Origin of the sequence: Halovulum marinum (assembly GCF_009697225.1) — a bacterium.
GTDB lineage: Bacteria > Pseudomonadota > Alphaproteobacteria > Rhodobacterales > Rhodobacteraceae > Halovulum > Halovulum marinum.
The window spans coordinates 255,070-276,597 of record NZ_WIND01000002.1; the positions used below are offsets into that span (position 1 = coordinate 255,070).

Sequence of the window (21,528 nt, forward strand, 5' to 3'; positions counted from 1 at the left end):
CCGTAGAAGAGCCTCCCCTCATGGCCTCCCGGATGCGCGAGGTGCCGCCCGGCTTCGCGTTCGACAAGGAACATCCCGTGGTTCCGATCCCGTTCCGCGCCTGGATCGGCGACCGCCGGTTCGAGGGCCGCGGCCTGTCGGTGGCGGCGGCGCAGGTGACGCTCGACGCGCCGCCGGACCCGGCGCTGCTGAACAGCCGCCATGTCGCCCGGCTGGCGTTCGACTTCGAGGACTTCTCGATCAGCCTGTACCCGGAGATCGCGGTCGGCGAGGGCGCGGGGCCGGGCGAGCTGACGCTGCGGTTTCTCGAGCCCACCGGGCCGCACCTGCCGCAGCTGCGCTACATCCTGAACAGCTTCATCGCCGGCGACTTCGTCTCGCTGGGCGCGATGATGGCCTATTCGGGACCGACCAGGCCGAAGGATCCGAAGGCGAAGGACGGCGGCAAGTCGCGCCGCTACCTGCGCAGCATCGCCGCGATCGGGCTGTCGCTGGCGCTGATCGCCGCCGCCGGGCAGACGCTGCTCCAGCGCTATACCCAGAGCTACGAGGCGCGGCCGGCGTTCATCAACCGCGCGGGCAACGACATGCGCGCCACCAGCGCCGGCCAGATCACCTATCTGAACACCGCCGCCGGCGCCGGCGAGGTCGTTTACTCGATCAGCGCGAATAGTGGCGATGTTTTGAACTTCCAGTTGCCGTGCGACTGCGAAGTGTCTGTTGTGGATGGAATTTTCGAGGGCGCGACAGTTCTTCCCGGCGACCCAATTCTGTCGATTTTCGACTCTAGCGTTAACGTCAGAGTGGAGTCGCTGATGAGCGTCGAAGGGGTGTCGAAAGCCATGGGTGGGGAACAGGTCTTGCTGGATCTGAGCGACGGGCGCTCCGTGCCGGTCCGGGTCCTGCTGTCCGCGGCGACCGATGCGGCCGCGGCGCGCGGCGATCTGTATCTGCCGGTCACGATGGTCGCCGAAAGCGGCGACTTCGATGTCGACGACATCGGCAAGACCGCGCGGATCAGGTTGGTCAGGCCGGTGTTCGGCGGCTCGCTTGCTTGGCCCGGAGGACAGCAATGACCACGATCACCCCGCTCATCATCTGCGGCGGCAACGGCACCCGGCTGTGGCCGGTGTCGCGCGTACAGAGCCCGAAGCAGTTCCAGCGGGTGGCGGGGCCCGGGTCGGCGAGCTTCTTCCAGTCCGCCGTGCAGCGGCACCGGATCGACGGCTTCGGCCGGCCGCTGGTGGTCACCGGCGCGCGGCATGCGCGGACGGTTTCGGATCAGCTTCAGCAGATCCAGTGCGACGCCGATATCCTGTGCGAGCCGATGGGCCGCAACACCGGCCCCGCGGTGCTGGCGGCGGCGCTGCACCTGCTGCCGCGCGATCCGCAGGCGCTGATCCTGGTGGTTCCGGCGGACCACGTCATCGAGGGCAATCTGAACGAGGCGGTCCTGGCGATGGCGCCCGCGGCCCGCGACGGCCGCATCGTCACCTTCGGCATCACCCCGCGCTACGCCGAAACCGGGTTCGGCTACATCACCGACGGCGGCGCGATCGAGGCGCATCCGGGCCTGCACCGCGTCGAGGGCTTCGTCGAGAAGCCGCCGAAGGACCGCGCCGAAGCGCTGGTCGCGGGCGGCAGCGCCTACTGGGCCTCGGGCATCAGCCTGTTCACCGCCGCGACGATCGTGGACGAGTACCGCCGCTTCGATGCCGCGACCGTGGCCGCGGTCGAACGCGCCATGGCCGCCGCGGTGCCGGCGCGGCAGGGCCTGATGATCGACCGCGACGCCTTTGCCGAGGCGGTGGCCGGCGCGACCGAAAGCGTGGTGTTCGAGCGCACCGACCGCATCGCGCTGTGCCCGCTCGACGTCAGCTGGAGCGACGTCGGCAGCTGGACCGCGATGTACGGCATCTCCAAGCGCAACCGCCAGGGCAACGTGCTGCAGGGCGACGTGCTGGCGCTGGAGACGCAGAATTCCATGGTCCGTTCGGACAGCCGGCTGGTCACCGTGGTCGGGATGAGCGACGTGATCGTGATCGACACCGAGGACGCGCTTCTGGTCGCCAGGGTCGGCCACTGCCAGAGCGTGAAGCAGATCGCCGAGCACCTGAAGGCGCAGCAGCGCGCCGAGGCCGAGCGCCACCTCGGCACCACGCGCGAGTGGGGCGCGGTCAAGCAGATGGTCGCCAGCGCGCATTTCAGCATGTCGTCGCTGACCGTCAACCCGGGCGCGTCGGTCAGCATCCTGCCGCTGCCGGGGGCCGAGCTGGTGGTGGTGAACGGTGAGGCCCGGCTGGGCGCAGGCGGCGGGACGACGGTGCTCGCCACCGGCGAGCGGACCGTGCTGGATCCGGCCGCCGCCGTGCGGGTCACGAACGCGACCGATGCGCCGCTGGAAGTGCTGCACATGGCGAACGCGGCCAGCGACGCCGTCGAGCCGGACATCGCAGCCGCGCGGTATGCCTAAAATTTTAGACAAACTGTCGCTGATCGCGTTGATCCTGTTCGGGTCGGCGGCGCAGGCGTCGCCGGATGCGGTCGGGGTCGGGCTGCGCCAGCAACTGCGCGGCCTCGAGGCCGCGCTGGCCGACGCGGGCAATGCGCAGCTGTCCAACCGGGCGTTGCTGCAGCGCGCGGGCCTGATGGCCGCCGACGCGGCGCCCGCCGCGGTCACGCCGATCCGGGCCGGGCCCGGCCCGGACCCGGAGGCGCAGGTCGAGATCGAGATGATGGACGCCCGGCTGGCCCTGGGGATGCTGGCGCAGGCCTTCGGCGAGGCGGATAACGACATCGTCCTGGCGGCGCGGGCGACGCGCCGTCCCGGGGCGCTGGTGGTGCGCCAGGGCGTCGCGAACCTGGCCGATCTGCGGCTGTTTCTCGATCTCTACGGCATGCCGGCCCTGGCCGGGCCGCGCGGCACGCTGGACCTGAGGGTGCCGCTGCTGGTGATGCCGGACGCGGCGCTGGCGCTGGCCCCGGGGCAGGGCCTGCGGCTGAGCCGGACCCATGGCGCGTTCCTGGTCAACATGGGCACGCTGCGCGTCGCCGGGGCCGAGATCTCGGTCACCGGTCCCGCCGCGCCCGCCAGCCCGGCGTTCGTGCCCTTCGTCGCCACCGCCGGCGGCGGCGCCGTCGAGGTGACCGCTGCGCGGGTCTCGGGGCTGGGCTTCGGCCAGACGGCGAAATTCTCGGGGTTCTCGGTGCTCGGCAACGGTCTGGCGGCGCGTCCGCGCGCCAGCGTGATCCGCGGCAGCCGGATTTCCGACATCGTGTCACTGTCGGTCGCCGGGGTCGCCGGCATCGTCGTCGAGGACAACCGGTTCCGCCGCATGCGCGGCCGCGCGCTGGTGCTCAGCGCCGCCACCGGCGCGCGGGTCCGGGGCAACATCTTCCACGACGGCGTGCCCAACAACGCGATCCGCGTGACCGACGGATCGGCGCGCGGCATCGTCGAAGACAACGTGGTTCTGGGCGGCAGCCGCTCCGGCATCGTCGTCGACGCCAGCAGCCATGCCACCACGATCCGCGGCAACACGGTCTGGCGCCGCGACGGCGGCGGGATCAAGGTCGACCGCGCCGACTGCGCGCTGATCGGCCGCAACACCGTGATCGACAACCGCCAGAAGGGCATCGAGGTGCGCACCAGCCAGGGCACGCGGGTCACGGGCAACCGGGCGATCGCCAACAGCAGCGCCGGGCTCTGGGTCTCGGCGCAGGACGCGGGCACGCTCACCTACCTGGTGGGCAATGTCGTCGCCGCGAACGGCGCCGGCATGGCCACCGCAAGCGCGGGGCGCATGTACCTGGCCGGAAACGATTTCTCAAACCAGTTTCCGCGCTTTCTGCACGGCGACGTCGCGCGGCAGAGCGCGCTGATCGCGCGGGATCTGAAGGGCCTCGAGCCGATGCTCATCACGGGCGCCGGCGGGCAAGCGGCGGCACGCCCGCCATCGCCCTGCACAGACGCGGGCTGAGGCCGGCAGAAGCGGGGCGCCAAGGGCAGGGACAGCGACGGGGGGCCATGAGACTCGATTGCAAGGCATTGCTGCTGGCGGCCGCGCTGCTGGCGCCCGCCGTGGCCGGGGCGCAGGTGCGCTCCGCCTACGGCTGCGAGGGGCTTGCCGACGCGCCGCAGGTGGCCAGCGTCGAGGGCCGCGCCGGCGTGTTCTACCGGCTGATCCCCGATCTGCAGATGGAGCAGCCGTTCCCCGACGAGGTGGTGGCCGACGTCGCCCGCCTGTCGCGCGCGCTCGCCGCCAACGGCACGCGGCTGGTCTATGTGCCGGTGCCGCCGAAGGGCGTCGGCATGCCGCAGTATCTGCCGGCCGAAGCGTCCGACCACGGCTTCGACCCCGAAATCGCCGCCACGGTGCATGACGATCTGATCCGGCGGTTGCAGGACGCGGGCGTGGCCGCGGTGAATCTGCGCCGCGCGTTCCGCGCGCTCGGCCCCGGCGGGCAGGCCTATTTCGGCACCGATCCGCGCCTGACCGCCGCCGGCGCGCGCGCCGCCGCCCGCGCCATCGCCGCGGCGATCGGCGACGCGGTGCCGGATGCCCGCCGCGGCGACAGAAGGTTCGTGACCGTGCCTGCCGGCAGCGTGGACCTGCGCTCGCACCACCGGATCCTGCTGCAGCGCCACTGCGCCGCCACACTGCCGCCGGTCCGGACCGAAACCTTCCGCACCGACGCGGTCGAGGCTGCCGGCAGCGATCCGCGGCGCGAGATCTTCGCCGAGCGCAGCGAAAGCGGTCATATCGCCCTGGTCGGCACCGAGATCAGCGCCCCGCCCGAGGTCAACCTTGCCGGCTTCCTGTCGGAGTTCACCGGCATGGACGTGATCCAGTTCTCGCTGCCCGAGGGCGGCGCCTTCGGGGCGATCTCGTCCTACATGACCTCGCGGCGGTTCGCCGACGCGCGGCCCGCGGTGCTGGTGTGGGAGAACCCGCTGCAGTACAACCTGGCGCAGTTCGGCGACCAGCCGATGCGCGAGCTTCTGGCGGCGGCCTCGGACGCGTGCCGGACGCCGCTGGCGTTCAGGGTGGCGCCGGGCGGCCGCCGGCTGTCGGCGGATCTGGCGGGTCTCGACCCGGGGCGCGGCTACACCCTGTTCCTCGACGCCGACAGCGATGGTATCGACCGCGCGACCTTTCACCTGCAGACCGCCGCCGGGCGGTCGCGCAGCCGCACGGTCGTGCGCGCGCCCGGCCAGGTCCGGACCGGCCGCTTCTACGTCCCGGCGGACGGGCTGTGGGCGCAGCCGGCGACCGCGGTCGAGGTCGATCTGCCGGCGCCGGCCGGCGCCTCGGTGACGCTGGCCGCCTGTCCCTACGGCGCGGAGGGGTGAGATGACGCGGATCCTGCCATGCCTGCTGACCGCGCTGCTGGTCGCGCTGCACCCGACGCCGGTGGGGGCGCAGGCGCGCACGCTCGACCTGGTGTTCATGCCCCCCGAGATCGAGCCGCGGGACCTTTGCCTGCCGGCCGAGGCGGATCCGGCGCCGGACGATGCGTCGGCCGGCGCGGGCGACGGGGTGCTGACCGAGGCGAAGCGCATCGCGCTCCTTGCCGCGGACATCCGCCGCTACCAGCGCGAGGACGCCGCGCGCTGGTTCGACTTCATCGACGCGCTGATCGCCCGCCGCGAAGTGCTGGACGAGGGCTTCGCCGGAATGCCGGCGCTGCTGGCCCGGGTCGAGCTGTACATCGACGCCGGCCGGCTGGAGGCGCTCGAAGCCGCCGGTCTGGTGCCGCAACTGCGGCAGCGGCTGGACGAGCTGTCGACCGGGCGGCAGCTGACGCTGGCGCAGTTCCACCTGACCGGGATCGGCACGCCGCCGGACCCGGAGTTCGCCTGGGGCGTGATCCGCGAGGCGGCGTTCGCCGGCCATCCCGACGCGCTGATGATGATCGCGCGGCGCCAGCTGGCCGGCGAGCAGGTGCCGGAATGGGATGCGCCGCTCGACCTGACCGCGACGATGGCGTTCAGCGGCATGCTGGGGCAGATGAACGCCTCGGTCTGCCGCCGCGCCGAGCGCATCGCGCGCGAATTCGACGACGGCGGCCTGGTCGCCCCGAACCCGCGGATCGCCTATGCGTGGCGCCGGTTCGCCGCCGACATGGGCGGCCGCGACGCGGCCTGGCGCGTGGTCGGGCATCACCTGGGCAACCGCGGGGTGGCGCGCGACAACAGCCTGATCGCACACTATCTGGAAGTGGCGCTGGAGCGCGGCTTCCGCCCCGACGCGGACCAGGCCGCGCGCCTGCTGGCCTCGGACGCGATCGACGCGCCGCGGCTGCGCGACATGCTGCTGTTCGCGCCCGGCGGCGCCGACACGCGGCCGACGCTGGCGCCGCTGCTGCAGCTGTCGGTCTCGCCGCAGGGGCCGGAGCCGTCCCGCGCCAGCCCCTACCTGCAATACCTGCGCGAGATCGCGGCGCTGGACGCCGCGCCGGGCCGGGTGTTCACCGAGCTGGCCGAAGAGGTGCTGCTGCGCCGCGGCCGCTGGGCCGGGGAGGCCGAGGCCGCCGCCTTGCTGGAGGAGGCGGTGCGGCGGGCCGATCCCGAGGCGATGCGGATGCTCGCCGGCTTCTTCACGCGCCATCGCGACGATCCGGACCGGATCGACCGGGCCGTGGACCTTCTGGGCGAGGCGGTCTCGCGCTTCGGTCTCGCGACCGCGATGGACGATCTCGACGCGCTGTTCCGCTGCCGCGTGCCCGACGCGCCGCAGACCGGGCCCGCCGGGCACTGGGCGCGGGCCTATCGCGCGGCCGGCACCGGGGCGGTGTTCGTCAACCCCACCGATGTGGTCGCGCTCGATCCGTTCGCGACCCCGGATCTGGTGGCGCGGATCCAGTCGCAGGCGCTCGAGGGCCGCACCGCCTCGCTGGCGAACCACCTGCAGCGGCTGCAGATGGACCCGATGACGACCGAGCGGGCGCGACGCTACTGGGCCGACCGGCTGGACAACTCGGAAAAGGCGCTCGAGGAATACGCCAAGCTGGAGTTCGAGCTGGCCACCGGCGTCGGCGACCGGCGCCGGGCGATCGAGCTGCTGCGGCGGGTCTACCTGCACAACGGCGTGACCACCGCGCTGGACCTGGCGATCGCGCTGATCGAGAGCAACGGCCGCGATCCGCAAGTGGCCGCCGAGGTCGAGGAACTGCTGACGCTCGCGGGGAACCGCGGCGAGGGCGCCGCGATCCGGCTGCTGGCGCGGCTGGTCGCCGACCGCCGGCCGATGCGGCAGACCTATGCCGCGTTCGCCGCGCAGATCGAGGCGCGCGGCGACTTCCTGGCGCTGATGTTCGCGATCCCGTTCGTCGAGCCGGAGGTCGCGGCCGACTATCTGGGCCGCGCGGTGGCGCTGATGAACTGCGGCACCAAGGACGTCGTCGAGATGGCCGACGCCCACGCCGTGCTGAACGACGCCGAAGCGGTGCTGCACTGGCAGCGGGTCGGGCTGGCGATGGAGTCGGGCAACGTGCTGGCCAAGCTGCGCCTGACCGACCGGCAGATGGAGAGCTATCGCCAGGGCCGCGCCCCGGACGAGTACGAGGTCTACACCCGCGCCGCGCTGGACGGCGACGTCACCGCCTACCGGCAGCTTTTCCGCCTGACCGCGAACCCGGCGCTGGAGACCTTCGCGCCGCATGCCGCCGCCGGCTACATCGCCGCGCTGCTGGACGCCGGCGACGAGGGCGATCTGCGCTGGGTGCAGGCGCAGTACCGCGATGCGCCGGACGGCGTGCGCGTCGCGGTCGCGCGCGTCGTCGATCTGCGCGGGCTGTACCGCCGCGCGGCCGCAGCCGGCGACGTCCGCTCGATGCTGGAGCTGGGCCTGTTGCTGCGCGACACCGCCTCCGACGGCGATGACCTGCCCGACTCGGCCCGCTGGTTGAAGAAGGCGGCCGACAACGGCAGCATTCCGGCGATGAGGGAACTGGGGCAGGTGCTGGCGTACGGCATCGGCGTGCCCCGCGACAGGCAAGGGGCGATGCTATGGCTGGAGAAGGCGACCGCCGCCGGAGACGAACAGGCCGCCCGGCTGGTCCGTCTGCTGGGGCTGCTCTCGGACGGCTGACCGGGGCCGCGCTGGTGCTGGCGGCGGTCGCCGCGCTGCCGGGCCCCGCCGCCGCCGAGACGCCCGGTGCGAATTGCGCGCCGGCGCCGGCGCCGGTGCAGGCGCTGGCCTACGGCAGCCGCTACGCGGACGGCAGCGAGAACCGGACCAGGCTGGATGCCGATGCCGACGCCGAGGTCGACGCCGCGCTGAAGCCGGTCGACGATTTCCTGCGCGACCTGGCCGACCGCGCCAACGGCGTCCACGCGCCCGGCGCCGACCCGCCCGCGATCGCCGCCTGCGTGCTGGCGCGGCTGGCGCCCTGGGCCAGGGCCGACGCCCTGGCCGAACTGGACACCACCGCGGCGCGGCTGACCGCCGGATCGCGGCTGGCGGCGTTCGCGCTGATCCTGCGCCAGGTGGTGCCGCACGCCGGCGCCGGCGACGGCGACAAGGTCGGGCTGGTTTCCGACTGGCTGGCGCGGCGGGTCGTCGCGCAGATGCGCTTCTGGGAGCAGGACGCCCCCGAGGGCGCGCGCCAGGGCAACCTGCGGGCATGGGCGGCGCTGGCCGCCGCCGCCACCGCCGATCTGACCGACGACGCGATCATGCGCGGCTGGGCGGCGTGGTCGACCGCGCACGTTCTGTGCACCGCCAACCCCGACGGCAGCCTGCCGCAGGAGATGACCCGCGGCCGCTGGGCGCTGCACTACCAGCTGCACGCGGTCGCCCCGCTGGCGGTGTCGGCGGCGCTGCTCGAGCCGCGGGGCTTTCCGGTTGCCGGGCGCTGCGGCGCCGCGCTGGCGCGGGTCGTGCGCTACACCGTGTCCGAGCTGGACGACGGCCGGCTGACGCAGGCGCGCACCGGCGAGGTGCAGACTTTCTTCGACGGCACCCGCCAGCTGGAAGGGTTCAACCTGGCCTGGCTGGAGGCCTACCTGACGCTGGACCCGGACCCGGCGCTCGAGGCGCTGGCGTCGGTCTGGCGGCCGCTGAGCCATTCCAAGCTCGGCGGCGACCAGACCGCGATCTGGGCGGCGGAGCGCGACCGCTAGGCGCGCCGCACCCGGCTCAGCAATAGCGCTCGGGGCCGATCCACTGCGACTCGTTGTACCGGTCGCCGTGCGCCCAGCCCACCGGCAGAACCTTCTCGATCCGGGCCATGTCGGCGTCCGACAGCGCCAGGTGCATGCCGGCCGCCAGCTGCTTCATGTGCGCCACGTCGCGGGTGCCGGGGATCGGGATCACGTGCGGCCCGCGGTGCAGCAGCCAGGCGATCGCCAGCGCCGCGGCGCTGGTGCCCATCTCGGCCGCCAGCCGGGCGAAGCCCGCCGCCTGCGCGAGGTTGGCCTCGAGGTTCGGCGACATGAAGCGCGGGTTGCGGCTGAGGAACTCCAGCGCCGCGACCTTCTCGCGGGTGGGCGGGGTGTCGGTCAGCAGCCCGCGGCCCACCGGCGAGAACGCGACCAGCGCGGTGCCCAGCTCGGCGCAGGCCTGGATCAGCCCGAGGTCGGGATAGCGCACCGCCAGCGAATATTCCGACTGCACCGCCGCCACCGGATGCACCGCCGCCGCCCGGCGCAGCGACCAGGGCGCGATCTCGGAATAGCCGATGTGCTCGACCTTGCCGGCGCGCACGAAGCCGGAAAGCGTCTCGGTCACCTCCTCGATGGACAGGCGCGGGTCGCGGCGGTGGACGTAGAACAGCGTCACCCGCTCCACCCCCAGGCGCTTCAGGCTGCCGTCCAGTTCGGCCTCTAGGTGCGCGCGGCTGTTGTCGAAGCCGCGCGCGCCGGTGTCCGGATCGCGGGTGATCCCGGCCTTGGTGGCGATGCGGAACGGCGTCTCGCCGCGCTGACGGGCCAGGTAGCTGCCGATGTACTGCTCGGACACGCCCCTGCCGTAGACGTTCGAGGTGTCGATGTGGTTCACGCCGGCGTCGCGGGCGGCATCCAGCACCGCGTGCGCCTCGGCCTCGGTGGCGGTGCCGTAGACACCGGCGAAGGACATCGCGCCGACGCCGATGGCCGAGACGTCGGGGCCCGCGGCCCCGAGCTTCCTGTGCTGCATGGTTCTCTCCGGATTGGTCCTGTGGATCAGGCGGTAAGGTGGCGCGCGGTCAGCGCCAGGAAATCGGGCATCGCCGCGCTGCCCAGGCCCGGCGTATCCAGCGAGCCCAGCGTCAGCGCGCCGTCGCGGATGTTCAGCACCACCGTATCGCCGGGGCGGTGATACAGGTCCGGGTGCGCCTGCAGGAAGCCGTCCTGCTCGGCCGCCGAGGCGCCGGCGAAGCCGTGCATGTAGTGATGGCCGTTGCGCTCGACATGGGTGCAGCCGATCAGCGCGACCAGCGCCAGATCCTGCTGCACGGCGATGCCGGCCTGCGTGGTCAGGTCCTCGGCCGACATGAAGTAGCGGTCGGTGCCTTCGGTGTCGTTCCAGTGCGCGCAGCGCGCCCGGTTCAGCAGCGAGCGGTAGAAACCCTTGCAGGACTTGGACGAGACGCCGGTATAGCCCAGCCTGCGGGCCTCGACGAAGGCGTCCAGGCTGCCGTCGGATTCGTCGATCTCGACCGGCTTGACGCGCGCCAGCGGCGAGATGTCGGACGACAGCGCCACGGCGCGGCCGATCGGCTGCTCGATGAACAGCACCGATGCGTGCAGCCGCCGCAGCGCCGGGGTCTCGCCGATGCGGCGCCACAGCGCCAGGATGCCCTCGACGTCGGCGTACTGCTCGTTGCCGTCCAGCGTCGCGGCGTAGGCGGGCAGCCGGTCCAGCACCGCGGCGATCCGTGACAGCCGGTCGATGTCGGCCTCCAGGTCGCCGCCGACCTTCAGCTTGAAATGGGTCACGCCGTACTCGTCGATCACCTGCTCCAGCGTCTCGGGCAGACCGTCGCCGACGCGGGTTTCCTCGGTCACGTCCGCGGCGGTGATCGGATCGACCATGCCGACCGTGTGCCGCAGCGCGATGCTGGCCGCGGGCTGGCGCGCGCGCAGGAACGCCTCCAGGTCGAAGCCGTCCAGTTCGGGCGTCAGCCGGCCGTCGAGGCCGAAGATGTTGCCGCGCGCGCCGGCGAAGACGCTGGCGTCGTGCAGCCGCAGCAGCGCGTCGAGGATCGCCCGGTCCAGCAGCGCGGTGCCGAAGCTGGCGACCAGCGGCGGCAGCGAGGCCATCGCGCAGTGCTCGGCGTGTTCGGCCGCGCACGCCGCGTGCAGGCCGAAGGCGGACTGCGCCGTCCGCTGCGCGGAACAGGTCTTGGCGGCGATCGCCAGCGCGTGGCGCAGCTGGTCGAAATTGTCCTCGTTGCTCAGCCCGGGCGACTTGTCGAACCATTTCGGCGCCAGCATCTCGGCGGCGATGCCCCAGCCCTCGCGCCCGTCGCCGGTGCGGATCCGGGCGTGGACGAAGATCTGCGGGGCGGCGGTCAGCGTCACCACGCCGAAGCGGAACGGCATGCGGAACGGGGTGTCGCGCTCGAAGAACGCGACCTCTTCCAGGGTCAGGGTGGGGCTGTCTGTCATCTCGGGCCTTGCGTTGCACCGTGGCTGGGTCCGGCCGCGCGCGCCGCGAAGCCGAAATCGCGAATGCCTTCCTTGCTGGGCGACAGTTTCACGGATCGGCTCCGGACCGGCGACCGGGGTCGCGTTACCTACCGAACGGTAGGTTGCGTTCAGCATCGCGCAGGTCGCGCCGCATTACAAGGGGCGGGCTAGCGCGGTCCTTGCACCGGGCGCACCGGCCGGGACCCGGGCCGGGCGGTCAGGCCGGACCACAGCGCCGCGGCGACGATCAGCGCGGCGCCCAGCACGAAGAGCAGGGTCAGCGCCTCGCCGAAGACGAGGTAGCCGACCGCCGACGCGATCACCAGCGAACCGTAGCCCAGCACCGCCAGGTACGCCGCCTCGGCGCGCTTGTGCGCCTGCAGGAAGCAGAACTGCCCGGACTGCGCGAAGACGCCGATCGCCAGCAGCGGCAGCCACTCGCCGCCCGCCACCGGCTGCCAGGACAGCGCCGCGAACGGCGCCGTGACCAGCGCCAGCCCGCCGGTGTAGAAGCCCATCAGCACCAGGGTCGGCGTGGCCGCCAGCCTGCGGGTGACGATCACCGCCCCGGTGCCGGTGGTCACCGTCACCGCCAGCGCCGCCAGACCGGGGCCCGAAGGGACCGGGCCCCAGGGCTCGACCGCGACCAGCACGCCGGCCAGCCCGACCAGCGCCGCGATCCAGCGCCGGCCGGGGATGCGCTCGCGCAGGATCAGCGCGGCCATGACCATCAGCATCAAGGGCCGGGTGAAGTTGATCGCGGTGAACAGCGCAATGGGCACCCGGGCGATGGCGAAGAAGCTGCTGACCAGCGTCACCGAGGACAGCACCACCCGCAGCAGGTGCAGGCCCGGATCGGCGGTCAGGCCGAAGGCGCGCCGCTGGCGCCAGATCCACGGCAGCATCAGCGCCAGGCCGACCAGCGCACGCAGGAACACCAGCTGCACCGCCGGGTAGTCCAGCCCCATCGCCTTGACGATCGACAGCGCCCAGATGTTCAGGCTGAAATCCGCGATCAGCCAGGCGCCGCCGGACAGGTTCCGCGGCGCCGCGGCGGCCTCAGTCATCGCGCGGCGTCACCAGGTTCGCCATCAGCCGGAACGCGCCGGGGGTCAGCCGCTCCATCTGGTGATGCAGGATCAGCGCGGTGTGGATGTGCCGCCCCCTGCCGATCTCCGCCGCCAGCAGCGCGCCGGTCAGCGGCGCCTCGCCATCGTCGTGCATCGACAGCAGCGCGGTGTAGGCCGGGTCCCAGTCCTTCGCGAAATAGAGCCCGCGCTCCTTGTGCCAGTTCGCCCAGTCGTCGGGGCCGATCCGGTTGGGCGTGTTCAGCGCGGGATGGTCCGCCAGCACCGTGACCCGGGCGTTTTCATCGGTGACGCGCCAGCGCAGCGAGGGTTGGCCGATCTCCAGCCGCGCGGGCGGGATCGTGTCCGGGTCCCACGCGTCCCAGGGCCGGTGATAGAGCGTGACCAGCGTGCCGCCGGCGCGCACCCAGTCGTTGATCCGCGGCATCGCCTGCGCCAGCCCGGCGCGAAAGCGCATGGCGAAGATGCCGACGAGCAGCGTGTCATAGCCGGCAAGCGCGCCCTCGCTGGCCAGCTCGGCGTCGGTCAGGGCGGTGACATCCACGCCGATGGCGGCCAGCCAGTGATCCACCCGGTCGTTGCCGCCGCCGATATAGCCGATGCGGGCGTCGGGCAGGGCGACGTTCACCGCGCGCACGGTGACGACGGCAGGCGTGGCCAGGGCGCGGGGCGCAACGTGTCCGTGGGCGATCCGGCGGACGCTTTGCGCCGGCTGGCCGTCGAGCGTCAGGGTCAGGCGGTAGGCGCCTTCGGGCAGGACCGCGGGGGCGGTGACGCGGAAACCGGTCTCGGTCCGCTCGGCCTGCCAGCCCTCGGGCAGCGTCAGGGCCGGCTCGGCCCCGGCGGGGGCGACGTCGGTCAGCGTCAGCGCCAGCGTCCGGGTGTCGGTCGCGGTGTTCAGCACCGCGGCGGCGGGGCTTGGCGCGGCAGAACGGGCGGGCAGCACGACCGGCGCGGGACGCAGCGGCAGCACGGTTTCCGAGGTCTGGCCGCGGGCGGTGATCCGCACCGAGACCGCCGGGGCCGGCGGCGCGCCGGGCAGATAGCTGTCGGGGTAGGGATCGCCGGGCCGTGCCGTGTCTCCGACGCTCAACGTGATCGCGTCGCCCCGGGTATCGGCGATCCAGCCGTGGGGCAGGATGGGCTCGACCGACAGCGCCTCGGCGCGGCCGGATCGGGTTTCCAGCGTCACCCGCACCGCATCGCCGGGGCGGGCGAAGTCGCGGTCGGCGACGGCGTGAACATCGACCCCCGCCGCCAGCCGGATCAGCTGCGAAAGCTGCTGCGCCTTGCGGGTCAGCTTGTGCCCGAAAGCGGCGCGCTGCGGGTCGGTCAGCGCGCCGGTCCCGCGCCGCAGGGCGGCAAGTGCGGCGCTGGCCTCGGCAAGGATCGCCTCGGCATCCGGGAAGGCGGTGCGGGCGGCGTCCATGCGCGCCTGCGCTTCGGCCAGGTGGGGGCAGTCCTTCAGGTCGGTCAGCTTGACCGCCAGCCCGGAGGAGAGCGACGCGCCGGCGCCGTCGACCCGGTCATCGGCCAGGTGCAGCGGCCAGTCGCGCTCGGTCCCGGCGGGCACCCATTTGCCCATCGCCTGCGTCGCGTGGCAGGCGCGGGACTGCTGGCCGATGCGCTCGAAGCTCCAGCCGGTGACCGGGTCGCGCCCCGCACCCGGCACGGTGAGCGTCGCGGTGGGCGGCGGCAGGTCGTCGTCATAGGCCTGACCGGCGCCGGACCAGGCCGGCAGGAACAGCTTCTTCACCTGCCAGGGCGGCAGGTCGGTGCCCGGAAACGCGGGATCTGCGGCCAGGTCCATCACGAGGTGCGCGGCCTCGGTCATCGCGCGGTGGTGGCCGTGCTGGCCGGGCACGTCCAGGAAGGTCGGGCAGATGATGTCGGGCCGCTCGCGCCGCAGGATGTGGACGAAACGCGCCAGGGTCCGGTCCTTGCCCCAGCGGCCCAGAGTCTCCTTGCCGGATTTCGAGAAGCCGAAGTCGAAGATCGCGTCCCCGGGCCCTTCGGACAGCCAGTACATGCGCAGGCCCAGCACGTCGCAGGCGGCCTCCATCTCGGCGGTGCGCAGCACGCCCAGCGCGGCGCCGGATTCGGTGCCGATGTCGTTCTGCCCGCCCTCGCCGCGGGTCGCGCAGGCGCAGGAGATGTCGATGCCGTCGCGCCAGGCCAGCGCCGCCAGCAGCGCCGAGGTCTCGTCGTCCGGGTGCGCGCCGGTGTTCATGAAGCTGACCACGGTCTGCAACGGTTGCAGGGCGCGCCACAGTTCGACGATCAGCGGGTGGCGGGCCTCGTCTTCCAGGCGGGCGCGATCGGTCAGGGGCATGGGAAATCCGTTCGGTTGCAGTCTCAGAAGGTGCCCACGCGGGGCGTGAACGCGCGGTCGAGGATCAGCGCGGCGGCGCCCAGCGTCGCCGTCAGCCGCCCGCACGAGCCGCGGGCCAGCCGCGGCCGGGTGCGGTCCGGGCGGTTGGAGACGCTCGCCGCAGGCAGGTCGATCCGGGCGATCAGCGCGTCGAGCACCGGGGCCGGCATCGCGCCGCCAAGGAACACGGTTTCCGGGTCGAACAGGTTCTCGACGACATGCACCGCCTGCGCCAGCGCGGGGGCGGCGCGGTCCAGCCAATGCGTGACGGCGGGGTGCCCCTGCAACGCCTCCAGCGCCTCGACGCTGCCGGCCTGCAGCCCGGCGTCGGCCAGGTGGTGCTCGATCGACAGGCGGCTGGCCAGGTTCTCCAGCCGCTCGGGGCCTTCGGGCGTGGCGATGCTCAGGTGGCCGATCTCGCCGGCGTTGCCGAACGCGCCGGCGACGCGCTGCCCGGCGCTGACCAGCCCCAGGCCGAGGCCGGTGCCGAAATAGAGATAGGCGTAGGTCTGCAACCCCTGCGCCGCGCCGGTGACCCGTTCGGCCATGGCGGCGGCGTTGGCGTCGTTGTCGAATTCGATCGGCAGGTCCAGCGCCTCGGCGAACACGGCGCGCGGGTCGAGCTGCTGCCAGCCGGGCAGATCCGACTCGGCGCCCGACAGGCCGGTGACGCCGAACGGGCCGGGCATCACCACGCCCGCGCCCAGCGTCCTGTCGCCGGAGCGGGCGTGCCGCGCGGCGATCTCGGCCCGCAGCCGCGCGATCGTGCCCAGCACGGTGCCGGGGTCGGCGCGCTCCAGCGCCGCGCGCCGGGTGAAGACCGCCGTGCCCTCGAGGTTCAGCAGCGCGATCAGCAGCGCGGTGGGGCGCACCTCGATGCCCAGCGCATAGGCGCCTTCCGGGTCGATGGCATATTGCACCGGCGGGTGGCCGCGGCCGTTGCCCAGGCGGCCGGTCTGGCGGATCAGCCCGTCGGCCTGAAGCTCGGCGATGATGTTCGAGACCGCCTGCGTCGACAGCCCCGAGGCGCGCGCGATCTGCGCCCGGCCCATCTGCCCGCCGGCATGGACGTGCCCCATCACCAGCCGGCGGTTGTGGCTGCGCGCGCGTTCGGCGTTGGCGCCCTGGAGAGAGAGGACCGAGACCATGGATCGTGATTAACTCAACTGTGTTGATTGCTCAAGAAGTTTGAGTTAATGCTTCGGAACAGGCGGCGGGACAACGCCGCCGCCGCGGCGCCGGCGCGCCGCGAAGCGAAAGCAGCAGGGGCGGCCGGTCACGGCGCCCGACAACCGGGAGACCACCCAATGTTCAGATCTGTTCGGATGACGGCCCTGGCCGGGATGACCAGCGCCGCGGCGCTGCTGGCCGGTCCTTCCGCGGCCGTCGAGATCGAGTACTGGCAGTACTTCTTCGACGCCCGCGTGACGGCGATGGAGCAGCTGATCGCCAGCTTCGAGGAAGCCAACCCCGACATCACCGTCACCATGACCCACTTCCCCTATGCCGACTACCGCACCAAGGTCGCCGCGGCGATCCCGGCGGGCGAGGGGCCGGACGTGGTGCAGCTGTTCTACGGCTGGCTGAACGACTATATCGAGGCCGACCTGATCCAGCCGCTGCCCGAGGAAAGTTTCCCGGCTGCCGAGATCGACGAGCAGTATTTCCCGATGGTCCAGGCGATGAAGGTCGACGGGCAATACTACGCGCTGCCGACCGCGGTCCGCTCGCTGGCGCTGTTCTACAACGAGCGGCTGTTCGAGGAGGCCGGGATCGACGGCCCGCCCGAGACCCTGGACGAGCTGGTCGAGTCCGCGAAGGCGCTGACCAAGCGCGACGGCGCCGGCAACATCACCCAGGTCGGCATCACCGCCGGGATGACCGCGCAGGACCACCACTGGTGGCGCGAGGGGCTGGTGCGCCAGTTCGGCGGCGAGCCCTATGCCGACGACTACAAGACGGTGAACTACGACACCGACGCCGGCAGGGCGGCGCTGAAGTACTATTCGGACCTGTTCCTGGGCGAGGAGCCGGTGTCGGCGATCGGCTTCATGGACGAGCCGCAGGCGGCGTTCAAGGCGGGCCGCGCGGGCATGCACATCGACGGCTCGTTCCGCATCGGCTCGCTGGCCGACGTGCGCGGCCTTGAATGGGGCGTGGCCGAGCTGCCGGCGGGGCCGGACGGCACCAAGTCGAACTATTCCAGCTACTGGGTGAACGCGATCACCACCAAGGCCGAGGGCGAGAAATACGACGCCGCGGTCAAGTTCCTGGAGTACATCACCTCGGACGAGGCGATGCAGGTGTGGCTCGACGTGGTGGGCGAGCTGCCCGCCAAGCCCTCGGTCGGGATGACCGAGGAGAATGCCAGCGACCCGGTGTTCGGCCCCTTCATCCGCGGGCTGGAGAACGCGCACACCACGCTGTTCGCCAACGAAAGCGCGCAGCGTCAGCTGATGGTCGAGATGGTCGAGCGCATGCAGCTTCAGGACATGCCGCTGGAGGAGAGCCTCGCCATCGCGGCGCAGGAGGAGCAGAAGATCCTCGACGAGTACTACGGCAAGTAGGCGCGCCGCGTCCCGGCCTGCCGGCCGGGGTCGTGGCAGGGCGGCGGCGCGTTTCCCCAAGATGCGCCGCCGCCCGCCGCAAGGAGAGACCACCGGGATGCAGCTCTACCGCAACCTCACGATCCGGCAGAAGCAGATCGCCTGGGCCTGGGCCTTCCTGGCGGTGCCGGTGCTGTTCTACGGCGTGATCCGGTTCTACCCGACCGGCAACGCGATCCTGATCAGTTTCCAGGACTGGAACCTGCTGGGCTCGCGCACCTGGACCGGCCTCGACAACTACCAGAAGCTGGCGGCGGACCCGGTGTTCTGGAAGGTGTTCGGGAACACCTTCCTCTACCTGCTGATCGGCACGCCGCTCAGCCTGGTGCTCAGCTTCGTCATCGCCTATCACCTCGACAAGCTGCGCTTCATGCACGGCTTCCTGCGGATGCTGTACTTCCTGCCGTTCATGACCAGCGCCGTCGCCATGGCCTGGGTCTGGCGCTGGTTCTACCAGCCGGTGCCGACGGGGCTGTTCAACAACTTCCTCAGCCAGGCCGGGATCCCGCAGATCGAGTTCCTGAACTCGACCACCAACGCGCTGCCGTCGGTGCTGGCGCCGGCGGTCTGGGCCGGGCTCGGCTTCCAGATCATCATCTTCATGGCCGGGCTGCGGGCGATCCCGGTCAGCTACTACGAGGCCGCCAAGATCGACGGCGTCGGCTGGTTCACGGTGCTGACGCAGATCACCCTGCCGCTGCTGCGCCCGACCATCGTGTTCATCGTCGTGTTCAGCTCGATCGGCTTCCTGCGGATCTTCGACCACGTCTTCAACATGACGACGAACAACCCGGGCGGGCCGCTGAACTCGACCAAGCCGCTGGTGCTGATGATCTACGACACCGCCTTCAACGCGTTCGACATGGGCTATGCCGCCGCCCAGACGGTGGTGCTGTTCCTGATCCTGCTGGTGGTCAGCCTGGTGCAGCTGCGCCTGCTGCGGAGCGACTGAGATGGCCGTGACCGACCAGATCCGCCCGACCACCGCCGCGGTGCTGGACACCCGCCCCGAGCGCAAGCCGCGCAACCTGGGCCAGATCATCCGCTGGACGCTGCTGTTCCTGGGCGGCGTGCTGATGATCATGCCGATCGTCTACATGATCTCGACTTCGCTGAAGTGGCCGCACGAGGTCTACAACGTCAACCTGATCCCCGAAGAACCGACGCTCGAGAACTATACCTACGTTCTCGAGGACGGTCGGTTCTACATGTGGTTCTGGAACTCGATCATCATCGCGACGATCACCACGGTCTCGAACCTGTTCTTCGACAGCCTCGTGGGCTACACGCTGTGCAAGTTCCGCTTTCCTGGGCGGCAGCTGGTGTTCATCGCGATCCTGTCCACGCTGATGATCCCGACCGAGATGCTGGTGATCCCGTGGTATCTGATGTCGCAGTCCTTCGGCTGGCTCGACAGCTACTGGGGCATCATGTTCCCCGGCCTGATGACCGCGTTCGGCACCTTCCTGATGAAGCAGTTCTTCGAAAGCGTGCCCGACGACTTCATCGAGGCGGCGCGCATCGACGGGCTGAACGAGCTGCAGATCTGGTGGACCGTCGCCATGCCGCTGGTCAAGCCGGCGCTGGCCGCGCTTGCGATCTTCGTCTTCCTCGGCAACTGGACCGCATTCCTGTGGCCGCTGATCGTCACCAACTCGGTCGACATGTACACGCTGCCGGTGGGGCTGTCCGGCTTCGGCGACGAGGCCGACGTGGCGTGGGAGCTGATCATGACCGGGGCGGCGATCTCGACCATCCCGACGCTGGTGGTGTTCCTGATCTTCCAGCGCTTCATCATCCGCGGCGTGGTCATGGCGGGACTGAAGGGATGAGCGGCGCTGCGGAAAAGCCGGTGAAAGCTCCGGCGGACGCCTCCGGGCGCGGCCGCGCGCAGCGCCCGGAGGGCGGCGCCGAGGCCCCCTTGGTGCGCACCGACCGGCTGGACCACGTGCATCTCTACGTGCAGGAGGTGCCGGTTTCGGTCGCCTGGTACCGCCGGGTACTCGGCCTCGTTCCGTACGGCGAGTGGGATCCGGACGAGGCCCGGCCGCCGCATCCGACCTTCCTCGCGCCGTCGACCGGCGGGCACCACTGCGTGTCGCTGTTCGTCGGCGACCGCCCGCGCGGCGGCGACCGGACGGTGGCGTTCCACGCCGGGGAACGCGGCTTTCTGGGCTTCGCCCGCGCGCTGCCGGCAGAGGGCGTGCCGGCGCACGACGGCCGGCCGCTGACGCTGGCCGATCACAACGACTACGGCATGGCGATCACCTTCAACTTCCTCGATCCCGACGGCAACCACCTCGAGCTGGTCACCTACGATCACCGGCCGGTGCGCGCCGCGCTGGCAGGCATGATGCGATGAGCGACACCTCCGTCTTCCCCGATCCGGTCTACCGCGACACCGTGCTGGCGCCGCTGTTCGAGGGCGTGAAGGCGCATTACGCGCGGCACATGGACAGCATCAACCGCGCGCATCTGGTGATGCTGGTCGAAACCGGCATCCTGACGCGCGGGCTGGGCGCGCAGATCGCCGCGGCGCTCGACGCGATCGGCAAGCAAACCGATGTCGCCGCGCTGAGCTACACCGGCGAGCACGAGGACTATTTCTTCCTGGTCGAGGCCGAGCTGCGCCGCCGGCTGGGCGATCCGGGCGGCGCGCTGCACACCGCGCGCTCGCGCAACGACATGGACCACACGCTGTTCAGGATGGAACTGCGCGCGCGCGCCGAGGCGGCGCTGACGCTGATGCTGGACCTCGCCGCCGCGCTGACCGACAAGGCCGAGGCCGAGGCGGAAACGCTGATCGTCGCCTACACCCACGGCCAGCCGGCGCAGCCCACGACCTTCGGCCACTACCTGGCCGCCGCCATCGAGGTGCTGCTGCGCGATGCGACGCGCCTGAGCGCCGCCATCGACGGGCTGGAGCATTGCCCGATGGGCGCCGCCGCGATCACCACCTCGGGCTTTCCCGTCGACCGGGTGCGGATGGCCGACCTGCTGGGGTTCGAAAGCCCGCAGGTCAACAGCTACGGCTGCATCGCCAGCGTGGACTACGTGACGGGGCTGTATTCCGCGCTGAAGCTGGTGTTCGTGCATCTGGGCCGCGTGGTGCAGGACATGGCGTTCTGGTCCAGCTTCGAGGTCGGGCAGCTTTACGTGCCCGACAGCCTTGTGCAGATCAGCTCGATCATGCCGCAAAAGCGCAACCCGGTGCCGATCGAGCACATGCGCCACCTGGCCAGCGTCACCGCCGGGCGCTGCGACATGATCGTGAACACGATGCACAACACGCCGTTCACCGACATGAACGACAGCGAGGGCGAGGTGCAGCAGGCCGGATATGCCGCGTTCGGGTCGGGCGGCCGCATGCTGGCGCTGCTGACCGCGTTCCTGCCCGCGTGCGGGGTCCGCGCCGACCGGGTGGCGGCGAACATGGACGCGGCCTGCGTGACGATCACCGAACTCGCCGACACGCTGGTCCGCGACGAGGGGCTGAGTTTCCGCCAGGCGCACGAGATCGCCGCCGATACCGCCCGCGCGGTGATCGCGATGGAAGCACCGCTGCGCGACGGCCATGCCGCCTTCGCCGAGGCGTTCGAGACACGGGCAGGGCGCAGGACCGCGCTGGACGCGGCCGCCTTCCGCACCGCGGTCGCGCCCGAGACCTTCGTCGCCCGCCGCGACCGGCTGGGCGGTCCGGCCCCCGCGGCGCTGGCCGCCGCGCTGGCCGACAGCCGCACCGCACTGGGCGCGCTGCGCACCGGCTCGGGCGCCAGAACAACCCGCCGCGCCAGCGCCGAACAGGCCCTGGCCACGGCATTCGCATCGCTGACGGAGGTCTGAGCC

General features: G+C 71.7%; 16 protein-coding genes. 11 read left to right on the top strand and 5 right to left on the bottom strand.

Annotated elements, in window-relative coordinates:
- Positions 1-20 precede the first annotated feature (20 nt).
- The 6 genes from GE300_RS04265 to GE300_RS04290 are packed head-to-tail and all read left to right on the top strand — an operon-like array spanning position 21 to position 9,127.
- Positions 21-1,076, top strand: coding sequence for a hypothetical protein (locus GE300_RS04265; protein WP_154445222.1), 1,056 nt, complete (start codon positions 21-23; stop codon positions 1,074-1,076).
- A complete protein-coding gene (locus GE300_RS04270) occupies positions 1,073-2,473 on the top strand; it encodes a mannose-1-phosphate guanylyltransferase/mannose-6-phosphate isomerase (RefSeq protein ID WP_154445224.1) in 1,401 nt (466 codons plus the stop codon). The genes GE300_RS04265 and GE300_RS04270 overlap by 4 nt, the downstream gene beginning before the upstream one ends.
- Complete coding sequence (locus GE300_RS04275) at positions 2,466-3,980, top strand: right-handed parallel beta-helix repeat-containing protein (RefSeq protein WP_154445226.1); 1,515 nt, start codon at positions 2,466-2,468, stop codon at positions 3,978-3,980. Before GE300_RS04270 ends, GE300_RS04275 begins: the two co-directional genes overlap by 8 nt.
- A gap of 47 nt (positions 3,981-4,027) precedes the next feature.
- On the top strand, positions 4,028-5,353 hold the full coding sequence (locus GE300_RS04280; protein ID WP_154445228.1) for an alginate O-acetyltransferase AlgX-related protein: 1,326 nt from the start codon (positions 4,028-4,030) through the stop codon (positions 5,351-5,353).
- A 1-nt stretch (position 5,354) separates the two neighbouring features.
- Positions 5,355-8,093 carry a tetratricopeptide repeat protein gene (locus GE300_RS04285; RefSeq protein ID WP_154445230.1) on the top strand — a complete coding sequence of 913 codons (2,739 nt, stop codon included), beginning with the start codon at positions 5,355-5,357 and terminating at the stop codon, positions 8,091-8,093.
- Positions 8,094-8,107: 14 nt separating this feature from the next.
- Positions 8,108-9,127, top strand: coding sequence for an alginate lyase family protein (locus GE300_RS04290; protein ID WP_325063095.1), 1,020 nt, complete (start codon positions 8,108-8,110; stop codon positions 9,125-9,127).
- A 16-nt stretch (positions 9,128-9,143) separates the two neighbouring features.
- On the opposite strand, the gene GE300_RS04295 is transcribed toward GE300_RS04290, so the two are convergent.
- The 5 genes from GE300_RS04295 to GE300_RS04315 form a co-directional block, all read right to left on the bottom strand.
- A complete protein-coding gene (locus GE300_RS04295) occupies positions 9,144-10,142 on the bottom strand; it encodes an aldo/keto reductase (RefSeq protein ID WP_154445234.1) in 999 nt (332 codons plus the stop codon).
- Between the two features lie 26 nt (positions 10,143-10,168).
- A complete protein-coding gene (locus GE300_RS04300) occupies positions 10,169-11,596 on the bottom strand; it encodes an enolase C-terminal domain-like protein (protein WP_154445236.1) in 1,428 nt (475 codons plus the stop codon).
- Between the two features lie 188 nt (positions 11,597-11,784).
- Complete coding sequence (locus tag GE300_RS04305; protein ID WP_154445238.1) at positions 11,785-12,684, bottom strand: DMT family transporter; 900 nt, start codon at positions 12,682-12,684, stop codon at positions 11,785-11,787.
- The gene (locus GE300_RS04310; protein ID WP_154445240.1) at positions 12,677-15,037 is read right to left on the bottom strand and encodes a PIG-L family deacetylase; all 2,361 of its coding nucleotides are present in this window, start codon (positions 15,035-15,037) and stop codon (positions 12,677-12,679) included. The genes GE300_RS04305 and GE300_RS04310 overlap by 8 nt, the downstream gene beginning before the upstream one ends.
- Positions 15,038-15,060: 23 nt before the next feature.
- Positions 15,061-16,224 carry an ROK family transcriptional regulator gene (locus tag GE300_RS04315; RefSeq protein ID WP_154445242.1) on the bottom strand — a complete coding sequence of 388 codons (1,164 nt, stop codon included), beginning with the start codon at positions 16,222-16,224 and terminating at the stop codon, positions 15,061-15,063.
- Positions 16,225-16,383: 159 nt separating this feature from the next.
- Here GE300_RS04315 and GE300_RS04320 point away from each other — a divergent pair, with 159 nt between their 5' ends.
- From GE300_RS04320 to GE300_RS04340, 5 genes are all read left to right on the top strand, one after another.
- On the top strand, positions 16,384-17,643 hold the full coding sequence (locus GE300_RS04320; protein ID WP_154445244.1) for an extracellular solute-binding protein: 1,260 nt from the start codon (positions 16,384-16,386) through the stop codon (positions 17,641-17,643).
- Positions 17,644-17,740: 97 nt separating this feature from the next.
- Positions 17,741-18,634: a carbohydrate ABC transporter permease gene (locus tag GE300_RS04325; RefSeq protein ID WP_154445246.1), complete on the top strand. Its 894-nt coding sequence runs from the start codon at positions 17,741-17,743 to the stop codon at positions 18,632-18,634.
- Position 18,635: 1 nt separating this feature from the next.
- Positions 18,636-19,514, top strand: coding sequence for a carbohydrate ABC transporter permease (locus tag GE300_RS04330; RefSeq protein ID WP_154445248.1), 879 nt, complete (start codon positions 18,636-18,638; stop codon positions 19,512-19,514).
- Positions 19,511-20,044 carry a VOC family protein gene (locus GE300_RS04335; RefSeq protein ID WP_154445250.1) on the top strand — a complete coding sequence of 178 codons (534 nt, stop codon included), beginning with the start codon at positions 19,511-19,513 and terminating at the stop codon, positions 20,042-20,044. Before GE300_RS04330 ends, GE300_RS04335 begins: the two co-directional genes overlap by 4 nt.
- Entirely contained in the window at positions 20,041-21,525 is a 1,485-nt protein-coding gene (locus tag GE300_RS04340; protein ID WP_154445252.1) for an argininosuccinate lyase, read from the top strand. The genes GE300_RS04335 and GE300_RS04340 overlap by 4 nt, the downstream gene beginning before the upstream one ends.
- Positions 21,526-21,528 lie beyond the last annotated feature (3 nt).

Excerpts from the sequence above, each read along its gene's own strand:
- GE300_RS04270 (WP_154445224.1), top strand. The coding sequence starts at position 1,073 with ATGACCACGATCACCCCGCTCATCATCTGCGGCGGCAACGGCACCCGG.
- GE300_RS04320 (WP_154445244.1), top strand. The coding sequence starts at position 16,384 with ATGTTCAGATCTGTTCGGATGACGGCCCTGGCCGGGATGACCAGCGCC.
- GE300_RS04310 (WP_154445240.1), bottom strand. The coding sequence starts at position 15,037 with ATGCCCCTGACCGATCGCGCCCGCCTGGAAGACGAGGCCCGCCACCCG.
- GE300_RS04275 (WP_154445226.1), top strand. The coding sequence starts at position 2,466 with ATGCCTAAAATTTTAGACAAACTGTCGCTGATCGCGTTGATCCTGTTC.
- GE300_RS04315 (WP_154445242.1), bottom strand. The coding sequence starts at position 16,224 with ATGGTCTCGGTCCTCTCTCTCCAGGGCGCCAACGCCGAACGCGCGCGC.
- GE300_RS04300 (WP_154445236.1), bottom strand. The coding sequence starts at position 11,596 with ATGACAGACAGCCCCACCCTGACCCTGGAAGAGGTCGCGTTCTTCGAG.
- GE300_RS04340 (WP_154445252.1), top strand. The coding sequence starts at position 20,041 with ATGAGCGACACCTCCGTCTTCCCCGATCCGGTCTACCGCGACACCGTG.
- GE300_RS04305 (WP_154445238.1), bottom strand. The coding sequence starts at position 12,684 with ATGACTGAGGCCGCCGCGGCGCCGCGGAACCTGTCCGGCGGCGCCTGG.
- GE300_RS04325 (WP_154445246.1), top strand. The coding sequence starts at position 17,741 with ATGCAGCTCTACCGCAACCTCACGATCCGGCAGAAGCAGATCGCCTGG.
- GE300_RS04295 (WP_154445234.1), bottom strand. The coding sequence starts at position 10,142 with ATGCAGCACAGGAAGCTCGGGGCCGCGGGCCCCGACGTCTCGGCCATC.
- GE300_RS04265 (WP_154445222.1), top strand. The coding sequence starts at position 21 with ATGGCCTCCCGGATGCGCGAGGTGCCGCCCGGCTTCGCGTTCGACAAG.
- GE300_RS04285 (WP_154445230.1), top strand. The coding sequence starts at position 5,355 with ATGACGCGGATCCTGCCATGCCTGCTGACCGCGCTGCTGGTCGCGCTG.
- GE300_RS04335 (WP_154445250.1), top strand. The coding sequence starts at position 19,511 with ATGAGCGGCGCTGCGGAAAAGCCGGTGAAAGCTCCGGCGGACGCCTCC.
- GE300_RS04330 (WP_154445248.1), top strand. The coding sequence starts at position 18,636 with ATGGCCGTGACCGACCAGATCCGCCCGACCACCGCCGCGGTGCTGGAC.
- GE300_RS04280 (WP_154445228.1), top strand. The coding sequence starts at position 4,028 with ATGAGACTCGATTGCAAGGCATTGCTGCTGGCGGCCGCGCTGCTGGCG.